A 14,751-nucleotide genomic window follows, 5' to 3' on the forward strand; every position below is an offset into this window, starting at 1 on the left:
GGCGCGATCTCGCCGTCGATCCAGTCCCAATCGACCTTGCCGGCGAGCTGAACCAGCTCGTGCTTCATATTGATGATTTGGTCCAGCCTGGCCCGGAACAGATCGCCCGATCCCGTCGTCCTGTGCTCCTTCGGTCGCATCGCCACCTCCGATGCGATGACGGAATCATGGTTGGCGATTCGACGGAATCCCGAAAATGAAATTGCAAGGTTCCGACGCCCGAAGCATCAAACCCCTGCAAACGCAAAACAGTCCACAACGACAAATGCGATTCTAGCTCAATCGGAGCCACTCTTCACGGACGACTGCCTAGCTGCTCACAAGGTCAAGACAGTCATCGATCCTTTCGAGGACGGGCGTGTCTACTTGCGGCATCCGGCGAATGAGCTGACGTCAATTACCGGTCGCGCGGTCCGTGCGGACGATCACGGTAAAGATGCGCGATCCAAGCGAAGAGTCGTATACCGCAATTCATGCGTTCGCGTTGCGAACGCCATTGAAGTCATTGGTCAACGACCACTCATAGGCCGGACGAATAGATGGCGAGCAGACCGAAATCTCAAGTGGTCCTTGTGAAACGTAGGCTATCGATATCCGTCCCCCGCGATCGATAGGACCCTCGCAGCATCACACTCAAGTCCAGATCGCGAAACATGCTGTAATTCCGTCGGATCCATTGATGCAGCTCGGTGGACCAGTCCTTCTCGTTGCGCAGATATCCCGTGAAGGAAAAGCCAAGACGGTCTATATATCTCTTGAGGAACAGCGGAAGTGCGGGAATCCGAATCACCCGCTCGCCATCCATCGGATCAGGTAATCCGCCGCGCAGCACGAATTCATTGTGGACGGTGACCAGCGACGCCGGCGGAATTCGCCGGCGCAGCATTTCATAACCGCGAAAGGAGATACGGTCTGCGCCCGCGACGTAGAGGATGATAGGGGCGACATAGCAGCGCGCCGTCTCCTTCATGAAGCCAATCTCCTCGCACATCTTGAAGAATTCGTCGAAGGCGTGAAATCCGAGATCAATCACCTTGGGTACCCGATCGTGGATGATAAGAGGGTCCATCAGCTGCATCTTGCCGTAAGTGTCGATCACATCCGCGGTTTCCGTGATGTTGGGGAGGTAGTCGAGCAACGATGGCTCTTTCAAGTTGACATCAAACGACAGCGCTGTGCCGTTTTTCAGCAGCAAGAACTCGCTCATCGCCCGAGCGATGAGGGTTTTACCGACCTGCGGGCTAGGAGAGCAGATAATGTAGATTGGGGTCGCTAACATAGCCAGCAGATCAATTTCGTTTCGTACGTGGGCCCGGCCTGAGCTCGCCGAATATGCGATTACTTCTCGCCGGCACGGGTGGCGGACTTGGCGCCGGCCAATTCCGTCAAGTTGATGCGATCAAATTCGTTCCAGACATTTGCCAGCCAGTGCCGGACATAGCCGCGCAGCACGAAGGAGTTGTTCGCAGGTTCATCGTTCCGCCCCTTGTTTGCGACGAAGTCTATGAATGGGACGGATGCGACTTCCACCTGCTCATAGGCCATCTCGTTAAGCTTCGGTATGACCAACTCGGTCGCATGTTTGATGCGGTGAAAATAGGAATTGTATGTCGCTTGATCCCACTGGAAGAATTGAGTGTCGTTGATGAAGTTCTTGACTAGGTAGTACTTCGCGCCGCTCATAAAGGTCGCGGTTTCCGCGATCTCGTCTAGCGAGGCGATGGACGATCCCAGGATATGGAACACGGCGAATGTTATCTGGCCAGACCGCGCCGAGTCCAGAAATCCGATGTCGCGCAAGGAAGCCAGCGCAGAGGACAGTAAGCCTGCGCGAGCATCGATGACAGTGACGGACAGCCCTGAGTTCAGGGTATCGAAGATCTTCATCTGGTCCGCCGTCGTCGTCATGTCGACGATCTCGGTGATCTCGGGATAAAAGCGCTTCAGCGTTCCCCGCGGCGACTCCGTGTCAAATGCGCGTGTTTGCACGTTGTTGACGCTGAAGTAGTCCAGTAGCGTTCGTGATACGGTCGTCTTGCCGACACCTCCCTTGTCCGCACCGACCACAATTACAACTGGCTTCACCATGGAAATCTCCTGAGACACTCGCTATCGCGGCGCGCAAAGTACGCAACCGGCGCGTCTCTGCTTTGGGTGCGAACATGGCAGAAAGAAGGGGCAATGAACCTTCGATGCGAGAGCTCTGCAACCGATGAACGTTTTCAACATCAAGCGAGTGACGTCCTTGGATCGCAACGACGATGCAGGCCGAAAATGGAGAGTAAATCACTTGTACTGGTGATCTACGTGAGGTTTGTAAACGGCTGGAATGCGCGTCACCAAGTATCAACGGCTGCCTGTGGTGATCGTGGCGATTGCCATAGGATATCTATCGCTGCTGCTATGATTGGCATGAAGCGGCCGAATCTTACGTAGCGTCAGATTGCGAGCTCGGTGGAAGCGCAATCGAGGCGGTGCTACGCGGTCCAACTATGACTTGGCAGATCATCAAAGGTATGCTGGATCAGATCGTCGTCTTTTCGGCAGACAGCGAAGTGGCTGGTCAATCACTGAGAGATGACCCTGAACGACCGAACTCTCACTCTGCTGAAGAATATCGAGATATGCGAGCGCTGATGCTGACGCAAACAGCAAGCATGCATCTGTTCGCGCCGAGGCGAGGTATCGTGTCATGGGAACAGGATCGAAGGGTGCACGGGGCTCGCCGGCCGATGGCGGTGACGAAGCGATATCGAGGACGCTTCGTCAAAAGAAAGTCGGCGTCGAGCGACCGGGACGATCTTTGTCTTGGGCACAGATTTCGCCGATGAGGCTACGTGCAGGTCGAGAAGAATCTGCAGGGAATGAACGATGGCCTGGCGCGTGCGCGCTCTCGCTGGGGGGTGCGGCAGACGGTGTACATTACACTTTTGAAGCGCCCACTCTGACCACCTTTTTGATTTGCTAGGCAAGCCCGCCGGTGCGAGATGCGCGTCCAGTTCTCGTTTCTTCTGGTCGGTCGCGCTTTAGATAATTGGTCTGCATATTCGGCCTGGGCGTAAAGCCACGTCATGCTCACCTTCATATCCTTCATGGGGCAACCACCGAAGCTTTGTTAGGCCCCTAGAGCTCTAGGCGGCATCGATCCCGCTGGCGCCACGGTACGCACGCCAGCCGACCAGGGTAACGCAACTCGAGCACAACTGAATGCGATCAAGGCGGATGCTTACTGCAACAATCGAGGGAGGGGTGGAAAACAGGAAGTATCGACCTCATTGCTGCCGCCGAAGGCCGCGGAAAGTAGCGATCCCCTGCCGCCGCGAAGAGCTCCGATCCGGCGATCGCTGGTCAGGCCGGAAATGAAAAGAAATTAAGAACAAGCTATTTGGTAAGCGGTTATCTCCACGTCTGTGCCATTCCTCCAATGGCACGACCACAGTGAAAGCTCTGCCTCAGCGTAGCCCCCGCCGAGGCCGTCTTGCTTGGTGATGGCTCTATTTTTGCATTTCGCTACGCTGAAGACTTCACGCCGGACTGCCGCCTTGTTTGGCAAAGCGATTGAGCAAAAGCGGCACTCGAGCGGCCGCATGGTAACTGCCCGATGATCGAATATCTCCGCGAGCTAAAGGCGGGGGCTAGACACTCTGCGCGCAACAGGGAGGCGCTTGCTAAGCGCCTGGGCTGCTAGAAAGTCAATTCGGTGGCGCCGTCGGGGCGGCGCCTAGCTGCTCGGCGCCTGGCGGGGGTGTTGTCCCCGCTGGCATGGTGTTCGGCCGCGCTGCGTCCTTTGGGGAGCGGCCGACGATAATTGTGAGCAGACCCCCGCCCCACAGCCGCTGCGCTGCTCTCTTGGCGTCCTCCAAACGTCACCAAATCGACCATGGTGTTGTGCTTTTCGAAATAGTCGATGGGCAGCTTGTCAAGCTGACGCTGCAGCAGCGTTCGTGCCAGCTTTGATGATGTGTTGAGAGCCAGCGCTTGCGAGCCCTTCAGGTAGGACTTTGCATCATCGAGCTCCTGCTGAGTCGGTCCTTCCTCGGCGACGTGGCGGACCTGCTTCTCGATTTCTTCGACCGTTTCGTCGGCACGATCGGCGCAGGTGGCGCTATTGCCGAGAAACATGGCTGAATGATCCAGCGGACCAGGTTCTCACGGATCGAATAGACCAGTCCGCGCTTCTCGCGGACTTCGCGGAACAGGCGCGAAGTCAGGCCGGCGCCGCTGGGGACGTCGCCTCCGAGGAAATCCGCTCGATGGTCAAGGAGAGGTTTGGCGCGCCAACCATCAGGTGAACGGCTCGCTGAGCAGATGGTGGCGGCGGCGACAATGCGCACGACGCGTCAGGACAACTTGGCGTCAACTGATAGAATGGTAAACTTGCAGAAAAGGTGGATTGATCGGCGATGTGACGCCGGTGCAACTTTCGCCAGGCTCGCTGCACACATCTCGCTCTACACGATGAGTGGCTTGGCAATATTTCTCATGGTCGCGAGGCGGGAGTCGGCGAGCAACTCCTTGGAGTAAACTGCGCCGAAATAGTCCAGCAGGAAGGTGCCAGAATAGCGTAGATTATCCGACGCGCGGATTAGGTTATCGAGAATTGTGGCGGCTTGGTCGATGCGGTCGCGATAGCGTGCGCGGATAACGTTAACCGCGTTCATCGAGTGGACCGCCTCGTCGGCAATAACCTCCCGCAGCCAATGATGGAACGTGTTGTTCCCAAGGGCATCATAAAATGGCTTTTCTGCTGCATAGGCGCGGCAAGTGCACATCTCATCAAACGCGATTATAACCATTAAGGAGAATTCGTCCTTCAGGTGTTCAACGATCGCACCAAAATCATGCGTGCGGGCGTCCAATCTCGCCCGAAGATCCTTTTCCGACCCGTTAGCGACAAGTTCAATGATTCGGATGAATCCGTCGGTGTGGCGCCGTTCGTCAATCGCCCAAGCGTTGAAGAATGCCGCAGCTTCATCGGAAGCAATAAGATTTCGCGCCACTAATTCTTGTTTCAGATACCGGGCGTCATCTTCTGTGTACAGATCTGGCCACAATTTGTCCCAACGTGCGCGGACAGCCGACGGCTCGGCGGCGAACATCGCTGGCGTAAGAGCATCGAATAATTCTTTTGGACTCCAGTTCCGTCGAAACGGCGTGATCATCAGTGCCCCTAATCGCGTACCGTCCGAGCGCTCCGGCGCAACATTTGTCATCTGTTGTCAGCCGTACGCTCGCACGGCATATGCTACAAACAAACAAGAGAGCCGTCGTCTCCTTGTTTTGGTAGGCTGATGGCCAGAGGCCTTTCGGCTGGCTGACGCGTCCGCTTGAATGGCGCAGTAGCCTTTCGTGATGCACACGGCCGCAAAAACCGGGGACACTCGTCATTGCTAGTCGCCGGTGCAACACGGCCTCACCTGACTCTGGCGGCGCCGCCATGCTGACAGGCACCATAGTTTCAGCAGATCCACGACGCCGCCTGTTGAGGGGGAGGACTGCGGCACGTTTTGAAGCACAATGAGCGGCACACGTGGCATCGGATGGGAGGCCGGGGCGTCAATCGGATGTGGACCAAGGGGTGGTTAGTCTACGTCCCAGGAGATCCCGGCCGTTAGCCTCGTTCGCATAGTCTTTCTTATTTTTCGGAACTTGCGGCGATACTACTTGAGATGAGCATCGATGAGTATCTCTGGCCTTCTTCGATTTCGCTTAATGAATCCCTGTGCACTCCCGCCGTGCAAGCGCACTGCTAGAGCGTTAGCCGATCAAGTTGCGAGTAGCCTGCGACGGCGAAGTAGTTTGTGGATTCTGCGGGCGTATAGGTATCGATGATGCGCCCAACAGCATCCCAGAGGCCGCCGACGGTGCGTTCGGCGGCCTCTCGCAAATTTGCTGTGAGCTTGGCGAAGGCATTTTCGATTGGGATTGAGGTCGGGACTGTACGGGCGGAAGAAAGAGAAGCGTAGCGCCGGCCGCCGCGAGCACCTCCCGTATGCGCGGCCCTTTGTGGCTGGAGAGGTTGATGGGGTGGACGCCCCCTCACGCCATCGCTGTGCCAAAGTGGTGTCGTTGACCATCACTTGAACGGAGGCGTCCATGTCGGAAGTTAGCATAATCGGGTTGGATCTGGCGAAGAATGTGTTCCAGATGCACGGCGCGGATGCATCGGGAACCGTACTTTTCCGCAAGAAGCTGCGCCGGGACCAGGTGCTCAAATTTCTTGCCGCGCAGCCGATTTGCACGGTCGCCATGGAAGCCTGCGCCAGCAGCCATTACTGGGCGCGCGAGATCGGAAAATTGGGGCATGCGGTGCGACTCATCGCGCCAGACTATGTAAAGCCTTTCGTGAAACGGCAGAAGAATGATGCCGCCGATGCGGAAGCGATCTGCGAAGCCGTCCAGCGGCCGACGATGCGTTTCGTGGCGTGAAGAGCGAAGAGCAGCAGGCGGCGGCCGTTGTGTTTCGCGCCCGCGACCTCCTGGTGCGTCAGCGCACCCAAACCATCAATGCGACCCGCGGCCATCTGGCCGAATTTGGGATGGTGGTTGCGCAAGGCCCCTTTCATGTTGCCAAACCTATGTCCGCGATCGACGACCGACATTCCTGAGTTGGCCAGAGCGATCCTGCGGCTACTCGCCGAGCAGTTGCGATCACTGGGCGAGAGGGTGGCGCTGCTCGACCGATAGCTCGCCCGACGCGCCAAGGAGGATGTCGAAGCGAAGCGGCTGATGACAATCCCAGGAATCGGGCCGATCACGGCGACGGCGCTCTTTGCCCTGGCACCGACGGCGCAGGCCTTCAAGAGGGGACGCGACTTTGCGGCCTGGCTGGGGCTCACCCCGCTGCAGCGCTCCACCGGCGGAAAGCAGAAGCTCGGCGAGACATCCCGCATGGGCGAACGAACCCTGCGCCGACTACTGATCATTGGCGCGAGCGCGGCCGTGCGCTGGGCAATGCGCAAAGGCTCGACAGCAAATCCTTGGCTTGCGCGCATGCTTGCCCGCAAGCCGCCCATGCTGGTGATCGTCGCCCTCGCCAACAAGACCGCGCGCATCGTCTAGGCATTGTTGGCGAGAGGCGGAACTTATCGGGTTCCGGCTGCGGCGAAGTAGCTCCGCGGCAGGGACCGTGAGAGTGTGAGAAGGTCAACCGGAGAGTATGGCGCAACGGTTAACGAGACGGGATCGGGAAAACCAGATCATGGATACGCGCCTCGAGCACGCGAGGCTGAATTGGACCAGTTGGGCGTCTGGCGGAAGCATCGGGGATGAGCACCTTTTCGACATAGGTCTCAGAGGCATCGCGGTTGATCGGGCCATCGAGTACCCAGGGGGCGATGATGCCGCGGTTGGTAGAGCGGCTACGCAAGTTATTGTTTTCCAGTGGCCGTGAGGGACGCTGGCCCGCAGGCGTTCTCCGCGCGGGTCAGTCGGAGCGTTGCGGACGGCAAGGAGTTGACGGCAGAGGACGATTTTATCGTTGCGCCCGCCATTGGCGAGGAAGCCATAGTGGCGGATGCGATGGAAGCCGTCCGGCAGGGTGTGCAGGAGAAAGCGACGAATGAACTCACCGGCATTAAGGGTCATCACTTTGGCTTTACGATTCTGCCGAAAGTCCTTCCAGGCAAAGCTCACCTTGTCGTCGGCAAGCGAGATCAGCCGACTGTTGGCGATGGCGACGCGATGCGTATAGCGGCTGAGACAAGCCAGCACCTGTTCGGGCCCGCCGAATGGCGGCTTGGCGTAGACGACCCAGTCGGTCCGTCGAAGTTGGGCGAGGCGCTCGGCGAATGCGGCGGGATCGGCGAGATGGACGAGATCGCCAAAGAAACCCAGCTGACCAGCCGCGAAATCAGCTTGCAGCTCTTGCAGAAACAGGCGGCGGAACAGCCGGGAGAGGACGCGCACCGGCAGGAAGAAGCCGGGCCGGCAAGCGACCCAGTGTGTGCCGTCGAGTGAAGGTCCACCACCAGGTACGACGCAGTGGATATGCGGATGGTGTTGCAGGGGCTGACCCCAAGTATGGAGGACGGCGGTCACACCGAGCTGAGCGCCGAGATGCTTGGGGTCGGCCGCGATGGTGGTGAGCGTCTCGGCCGCGCAGCGGAACAGAATGGCATAGACCACCGCCTTGTTCTGGAAAGCAATCTCTCTGGCCGGCGCCGGCAAGGTGAAGACGACGTGGAAGTATGGCACGGGAAGGAGTTCGGCTTGTCGCTCGGCAGGCCATTGCGCGCGCGCCGAGCCCTGGCACTTCGGGCAATGCCGATTGCGACAGGAGTTGTAGGCGATGCGGGTGGCACCGCAGTCGTCGCATTGCTCGACGTGGCCGCCAAGCACAGCCGTCCGGCATGCCGTGATCGCGCCCATGACGCGCCGCTCGACGCGGCCCAGATGCCCGGCACGGGCTTGCCGAAATTGCTTCGCCGTAGCGGCGGAAGATATCTGCCACTTCCAGAACCGGAGCCATCAGGTCCGCTCAGCCGGGCGGCACGACCTCCAGGCGGAGCCGGTCAAGTGGACTTGGGGTATTGCTGATGGTCTTTGTGGCGACTTGGGTATAGCGCGCCGTGCTGGCCACACTGGCATGGCCGAGCAGCACCTGGATGATGCGTACGTCGGCCCCGTTCTCCAGCAGATGGGTCGCGAATGTGTGCCGAAGCGTATGCACTGTCACCGACTTGCTCAAGCCGGCCGCAGCACAGGCTGAGCGGCAGGCGGCGTGCAGCACATTTGGGACGAGCGGACGCTCGTCGTCGCGGCGGGGAAATAGCCATCGTTTTGGCCGAGTGAGCCGCCAATATGTCCGCAGAATCCTCAAAAGCTGCGGCGAGAGCATTACGTAACGGTCCTTGCCGCCCTTGCCGTGCTCGACCCGGATCAACATCCGTTGGCTGTCAATGTCGACAACCTTCAAGAGGACCACTTCCGATACGCGCAAGCCTGCGGCATAGACAGTGGTCAACGCGGTACGGCTCTTGAGGCTCGGGATTGCTTCCAGGAAGCGGACGACCTCGTCGGCGCTCAGCACGACCGGCAGTTTGCGCGGTTTACGCGCATAGGCGATGCGCTTCGGAACGGTGTCATGACCAAGCGTCACAGCGTAGAAGAACCGCAGTGCGCAGACGATCTGGTTCAGCGCCGGCCAAGACATCCCCGTCGCAACCAGATGAACCTGGAAGGCGCGGATATCCTCCAGGTCGAGGCGGTCGGGAGAACGACCGAAATACCGGCTCAACTTCGCTACGGCGTTGAGGTAGGATTGCTGCGTCGCCGGCGACAGATTGCGGACCGTCATGTCCTCGATCATGCGGCGGCGAAGCGGGCTGATCTCAGCCATCGGAAAACCTCCTGTCTAAAGGGTTGGGCTTCGAAAACCCGCAATCCTCTCAGACAGGAGGCAATCCTTGCTATGCCTCCCTACATGCCGCGCCAGCGGCTTCGTTCAATCCCCGACGATTCAGTCAGATGGCCTAACGCTCTAAATCAAGTAAACCGAGCCGCGGAAGGTTATGCGATTACCTACACGACCTGGTAGATCGCCTAGGGTTGCGAGATTAAGAGGATCTGTCTCTAAGCAGCATTTCGGTTGTCGACCGGCGAGGTAAACAACTGCTCAGTCTCGCTAGCGTCGATGAGACGGAGGAAGTCACAGTTGCGTGCCGTTTGCTGTTTATGGAGGCAAAGGGATGCCGACAAAGCATCGGCCCTCTTCGTCCTTCAAATCACCAATAAACGGATTACTCATTACTTCTGAGGATTCGAAGACAGGCCAGATCACAGTCGTCTGATTGAGATTGCAAGCCGAAACGTGCTTCGTTGCCGTTAGCTATTTCTACATTCCGCTATCCAACCAATAAACTGAGACAACGGGGTGCAGAAGCGCCCGGATGGAGCACTGCCGAGCCGGGTGGATGTGCGCCTTGTGGAAGACGTTCATTATCGGTCCCCCTCATGCCGACAAGATTCTGCCAACCATTCACGCCTTCCACTCCGACTGCTAACGGATCGAAAACGGTTTTCGAGCAAGTTCTTGCCCGGGATAGCAGGGGAGGAGATCCACACATGACCGGACTGGCCGTTATGGAAAACGTGCGCCGCTATCGCGCGATAGCTTCGTTGTGCCGTCAGTCCGCCGCATTTCGGCCAATCCAACGGGACTCATTACTAGTGCAAGCTGCGGAATGGGAGGAACGCGCGATCGCGGAGCTCGAGAGATACTTTAGTTCCTCGGCCGCATGTTTTCGTTAACGGCAGCGGGCGCTTCGCAGATTTACGATCGAACAATAAGTAAGGTTCACGAGGGAGAACGGTGGCCAGGTGATCCGGTTGCGCAAGCCAGCCGTCGTGAAATCATGTCGGCGTTGGCGCTACTGTCTTCAGCTGCGGCAAAGATACAAGCTGCCTGCTGGCGCATTTGGCATCTTTGTTTCTTGTTCCACTTGTTGCCCTGCTTGGCGGGATCAAGCGCCATCATCGAGTCGCTTACCTCAGCAAAACCAAACGCTGCTGCGCGAGCTTTCGCTGGGCGATTGGATGAGGACGAGCGGTTCGTCGCCATTGAGCCGGAGCTGACGTTCCAGGAGGATATCGCCTGGGTTGTTGGCCAACGGTGAGTGACGCTGAGATCTATCGTCGAGGTGCTTTCATCTCATCCAGCAAACTGAAGACTTTGAGATATCAACCCTGGCGGCTTGGAAATGAGCGAGTACGGCGGGGTTGCCATCGAAGATCGACCCGGAGGAAGAATTCGATAGCGCCGAATTCTTAGTAGAGACTATGTCCTGGAAACGTTTGGCCATCAGTTCAGTACGAGACATTGTTCGTGAGTCACCTCATTCATCCGTCGCGGATACACTTGGCGTGTGGTTGGGTTACTGATCCTGGTTATACATGTCGGTTTCATTGTACGAAATGATGTCGCTTCGCAGGATATTTACGTCTTGAGCCTCCACGGCGGCTAATAATCCGCTAGCTGTCGGTAAGCTGACAGACAGGCACTGAGCAGCTGCGATCGGCTCTTGTTCGTTGACTACCTCTAACGGTACGGTGCGTGCCGGCCATCCGCTTGCAGTTGTGGGTCCGGATTGCCGTTCTGCGTCGTCCCTTCAAGGGCGAGCGACAGCTTGAGATTGTTGCTCAACATCGGATTTTCTGGGTCAATTGCCAGAGCTTGGCGGTATAGCGTTTGCGCCTCGTGATGGCGGCCCTCGTGATCGAGCACAACACCTTTGGCATTCAGTGCGCGCAGGTCGCCGGGTGCTGCAAGCAAGATGTTGTCGAGCACCTCAAGCGCCTCATCAGGGCTTTCACGCATCAGCAGGCCCCGCGCAAGAGGAATTGCCGCATCGACATTGTCCGGTCGTTGCTTCAGCGCATCGCGCAAAGCCTTCTCGTCAGCATCCCTACCGAGGGCGTGTGAGATGCGATCGCGCATAGCTGGATCGACCTCCTTGGCCCCAACGAGCTCTGCCGTAGACGTCGGCTGCTGTGAAAGTCCCGACGTGTGCGAGTTAGCGCAACCCGCGAGCAGCACAATAGCAAGCATGGGGAGAAAGGCCGAGCACGAATGGCGACGAAAGTTACGCCAGCGCCGCAGAACATTAATCTTACATGAATTCATAAGCGACCTCACGACCCCACACCTGTGCTCGTCAGCCGGCCGCAGGCAGGAGGTCACGATGCCCGCCTGTAGGAGTCTTGTCCTTGCCAGGCGCAAGTTTGACGGAGCCAATCGGCTGGACGGTGAAATCCGAGGCGAGATCCTGATACGAGAGAACAGGTAGGTCTATTCCATTGCGGGTGAGAAATCCGCGGACGAAGCGGCGGATATCCATCGAGCCCAGGATAACTGGCTGGTTCTGACTGCGCGCGATGCTCGAATGAATCTGGCGAAATTGTGCAAGTAGCATCTCGCTTTGCCGATCCTCCAAAACGAGGTAGGGACCGACAGCGGTCTCGCGCACCGCACCTCGCACGATATCCTCGGTCTCACGCTCGACGATAAAGGCCGCCACAACACGATGGGCGTTGGCATAGCGGTGACAGATCTGCCGCTTCAGAACGGAGCGCACATATTCGGTGAGCAATACGGCACTTTGCTCCCGTTCGCTCCATTCTGCAAGCGCCTCCAGAACCAAACGGGTGTTCCGGATCGGGATGCCCTCGTCCAGCAAGCGACGTAGCACATCCGCGATGCGAGGGATCGGTGTCGTGCGCAGCACCTCCTTCACCAGATCGGCATATTCCTGCTCCATCCGGCTAAGCAACTGACGCGTTTCCTGAATGCCCACCAGGCGCTGAGCATAGCGTGTCAACGTCGACTGGACGCGCAAGGCGATGATTTCGCTCGGACGGTGGTGCCCTATTCCGGCAGCTTTGAGAGCGGGCGCGTGGCCTTGTTCGATCCAGATCCGATTCGTGTCTGGATCCTGCCAAAAGGGGATCCCGCTCAGTTCAATGTTCGCCACGTCGTCGTTAAGTAAGAGTTGTGTCGGGTCAATGGCGCCCTCTTCCACCGGCACTCCTTCGACATCCACCCGGAATTGCGATTGGGCGAGGTGCTGTGCGCTTTGGGCGGGAATGCGTGGAATTGTGATGCCAAGATCAGCTGAAACCAGTGCCGAAACCCGTGCGACGCACTGCTCGAGTTCCCCTATGTCGATTGCCTGCATCAGGCTCGGCGCTAGCAACAGCGTAATCGGAAGTGCCTCCGCGGGCACGGTTTGCTTCTGACCTTGTGCGGAAGCGGCGGCCGAACCGGTGGGACCGGCGCCGGCCTTGGGAGCGGTCTTGCCCTCTTGCACGCCAACCTTGAGAAAGCTGGCGGCGGAGAACAGCGCGGCCAGTATGACAAAGGGCGGCAAAGGGAAGCCAGGAACGAACCCCATCACAAGCAAGACACAGGAGGCCAAGCGTAGCGCTTGTGTGCTGGCCGTAAGTTGCTTGACGATATCGGCGCCGAGATTGAGTCTAGAAGGACCGTTGACACGAGTGACAATGGTTGCGGCTGTAATTGACAGCAGCAGGGCCGGAATCTGCGAAATGAGCGCATCACCGATCGTCAGGATGGTATAATGATGCATCGCCTCCTCGAGGGACATGCCCTTGGAGAGCGATCCGATCGTGATGCCACCCAGCATGTTGATGCAGATGACTATTAGTCCGGCTATGGCATCGCCCTTCACGAATTTCATAGCGCCATCCATCGCGCCGTGCAGTTGGCTTTCTCGCTCCAGCGCGCCGCGCCGGCTGCGGGCTTCGTGCTGATCGATATGGCCGTTGCGCAGCTCCGCGTCGATCGCCATCTGCTTGCCCGGCAGCGCATCGAGCGTGAAGCGCGCCGATACCTCCGCCACCCGTTCGGCGCCCTTGGCGAGAACCATGAACTGCACCATGGTCACGATCAGGAATATGACAATGCCGACGGCGATGTTGCCGGATATGACGAAATCGCCGAACGTATGAATGATGCTGCCGGCATCGCCCTCGGCTAGGATCAGTCGCGTCGTTGCAACGGTAAGAGCGAGACGAAAGACGGTGGAGATCAGGATGACGCCCGGCAGGGACGAAAAGTCGAGCGGCGTGTTGAGATACAGGGCTACCATCAACAGCAATATGGCAAACCCCAGATTGAAGCCGATCAGCATATCGATCACGACGATCGGGATCGGCATGATCATCATTCCGATCGCCAGAAGAAGCATCAACGCGACCATCAAATCCGGGTGAGCCGGCGCGCGCGTGATGAGATTTCGTAGAAGGTTGGCCATGAGAAGCCTTATTGTTGTTTGACTGCAGCTGTGCTGCCCCGCAACAAAACATAGCGTTTGAAGGCGGCTTGCGCTTCGGTCATGCGGCCAGCGTGGCGCAGGGCGTGGCTGCGCATCAGCATCAAGGGCGGACACGAAGACGGCTCGTCATCCAGTTTGTCAAGCCTGTCCAATACCGACAGTGCTTCGTCACCGCGACGCTCCGAGATGAGAGCGTAGGCCAGGATGCGGAGCAGGCCGATGTCTTGAGACTGTTCGTGAGCGACCAGCCGCAACAGAGCCAGGCTCTTGGCGCTCTGTCCGCACGCAAGGTAGACATAAGAAAGCACGCAGAGCAAATCTCGCTCCGGCCCGGAGATCAGCTCGATAGCGCCGGGTTCGGAAACGATCGGCGGCTGTGTAGATGTGAAGTGTTGCACTTTGTCTGGCCCGACCATTGCTAGCCTTTGATCAAGCCGTTGTGACTCTGCCGGAGCAGGATTAAACGTTGCAGCTCCAGTTGGAGAAGGGCGGCCCCTTCACGTGGCACCAAATCCTCTGGCGCGGCTGATAGCGTATCAGCCAAACGCTCCAGAAGAAGGCCGTGTTGCTCTGGACGCAGAACATGCGAATGACGTAAGCGCGGCGTCACGAAGGAGAGCAGACTGTGCGCGAGATTGGGCTCGTTAAGCCAAGCGAGTTCCGAGCTTGGCTCGATCTGACCTGGCGGGGCGCGCGCCTCGTCTAGATTGATGCGCGAAACTGCATCGATCGAACTGAGCTCGAGCGCGCTCTCGATCGTGGCGTCCACCAACCGATCCAGCACGTCACTATGGCGAGAAATTGAGGTGTGGCTCTTGTGATCATTGCCGCGCGTCCGGTCGATCCCGATGGACTTGGCTCGAGAATTGACCCGCGTGATGGCAGATGCATGATGATCAACGTTTGGCTCCTGAAAAGAGGTGGCGGGCTCGACGGGATTGGGGGGCAGCCTAGTCAT

General features: G+C 58.2%; 9 protein-coding genes and 6 pseudogenes. 2 read left to right on the plus strand and 13 right to left on the minus strand.

The genetic code is table 11. The features are described 5' to 3' along the window. From ACTEK7_RS35590 to ACTEK7_RS35615, 6 genes and pseudogenes are all read right to left on the minus strand, one after another. A pseudogene (locus ACTEK7_RS35590) lies at positions 1 to 140 on the minus strand (IS5/IS1182 family transposase); the annotation flags it as partial. Between the two features lie 419 nt (positions 141 to 559). Beyond that, complete coding sequence (locus ACTEK7_RS35595) at positions 560 to 1,279, minus strand: hypothetical protein (protein WP_225129530.1); 720 nt, start codon at positions 1,277 to 1,279, stop codon at positions 560 to 562. Between the two features lie 59 nt (positions 1,280 to 1,338). Continuing rightward, positions 1,339 to 2,088, minus strand: coding sequence for a P-loop NTPase family protein (locus ACTEK7_RS35600; RefSeq protein WP_225129528.1), 750 nt, complete (start codon positions 2,086 to 2,088; stop codon positions 1,339 to 1,341). Between the two features lie 1,604 nt (positions 2,089 to 3,692). After that, positions 3,693 to 4,220, minus strand: a pseudogene (locus tag ACTEK7_RS35605) (M16 family metallopeptidase); the annotation flags it as partial. A 231-nt stretch (positions 4,221 to 4,451) separates the two neighbouring features. Beyond that, positions 4,452 to 5,162, minus strand: coding sequence for a hypothetical protein (locus tag ACTEK7_RS35610; protein ID WP_225129526.1), 711 nt, complete (start codon positions 5,160 to 5,162; stop codon positions 4,452 to 4,454). Between the two features lie 587 nt (positions 5,163 to 5,749). Continuing rightward, a pseudogene (locus tag ACTEK7_RS35615) lies at positions 5,750 to 6,021 on the minus strand (transposase); the annotation flags it as partial. A gap of 75 nt (positions 6,022 to 6,096) precedes the next feature. Here ACTEK7_RS35615 and ACTEK7_RS35620 point away from each other — a divergent pair. Then, positions 6,097 to 7,062, plus strand: a pseudogene (locus ACTEK7_RS35620) (IS110 family RNA-guided transposase). 199 nt (positions 7,063 to 7,261) lie between these two features. On the opposite strand, the pseudogene ACTEK7_RS35625 reads toward ACTEK7_RS35620, so the two are convergent. The 3 genes and pseudogenes from ACTEK7_RS35625 to ACTEK7_RS35635 form a co-directional block, all read right to left on the minus strand. Further along, positions 7,262 to 7,422: pseudogene (locus tag ACTEK7_RS35625) on the minus strand (IS630 family transposase); the annotation flags it as partial. Next, positions 7,414 to 8,470: pseudogene (locus ACTEK7_RS35630) on the minus strand (IS91 family transposase); the annotation flags it as partial. The pseudogenes ACTEK7_RS35630 and ACTEK7_RS35625, both read right to left, overlap by 9 nt. A gap of 9 nt (positions 8,471 to 8,479) precedes the next feature. After that, positions 8,480 to 9,340, minus strand: a complete 861-nt coding sequence (locus ACTEK7_RS35635) for a tyrosine-type recombinase/integrase (RefSeq protein WP_225129524.1) — start codon at positions 9,338 to 9,340, stop codon at positions 8,480 to 8,482. Between the two features lie 725 nt (positions 9,341 to 10,065). Between ACTEK7_RS35635 and ACTEK7_RS35640 the strand changes: the two genes are divergently transcribed. Continuing rightward, positions 10,066 to 10,251, plus strand: a complete 186-nt coding sequence (locus ACTEK7_RS35640) for a hypothetical protein (protein ID WP_225129522.1) — start codon at positions 10,066 to 10,068, stop codon at positions 10,249 to 10,251. 787 nt (positions 10,252 to 11,038) lie between these two features. Here ACTEK7_RS35640 and ACTEK7_RS35645 read toward each other — a convergent pair. The 4 genes from ACTEK7_RS35645 to ACTEK7_RS35660 form a co-directional block, all read right to left on the minus strand. After that, positions 11,039 to 11,437 carry a tetratricopeptide repeat protein gene (locus tag ACTEK7_RS35645; RefSeq protein WP_225129520.1) on the minus strand — a complete coding sequence of 133 codons (399 nt, stop codon included), beginning with the start codon at positions 11,435 to 11,437 and terminating at the stop codon, positions 11,039 to 11,041. A 217-nt stretch (positions 11,438 to 11,654) separates the two neighbouring features. Beyond that, the gene (sctV, locus tag ACTEK7_RS35650; protein WP_225129519.1) at positions 11,655 to 13,772 is read right to left on the minus strand and encodes a type III secretion system export apparatus subunit SctV; all 2,118 of its coding nucleotides are present in this window, start codon (positions 13,770 to 13,772) and stop codon (positions 11,655 to 11,657) included. Positions 13,773 to 13,780: 8 nt separating this feature from the next. Continuing rightward, entirely contained in the window at positions 13,781 to 14,209 is a 429-nt protein-coding gene (sctY, locus tag ACTEK7_RS35655; RefSeq protein WP_225129517.1) for a type III secretion apparatus assembly chaperone SctY, read from the minus strand. A gap of 2 nt (positions 14,210 to 14,211) precedes the next feature. Then, a complete protein-coding gene (locus ACTEK7_RS35660; protein ID WP_225129515.1) occupies positions 14,212 to 14,751 on the minus strand; it encodes a hypothetical protein in 540 nt (179 codons plus the stop codon).

It is taken from the genome of Bradyrhizobium sp. JHI2711 (genome assembly GCF_056156565.1).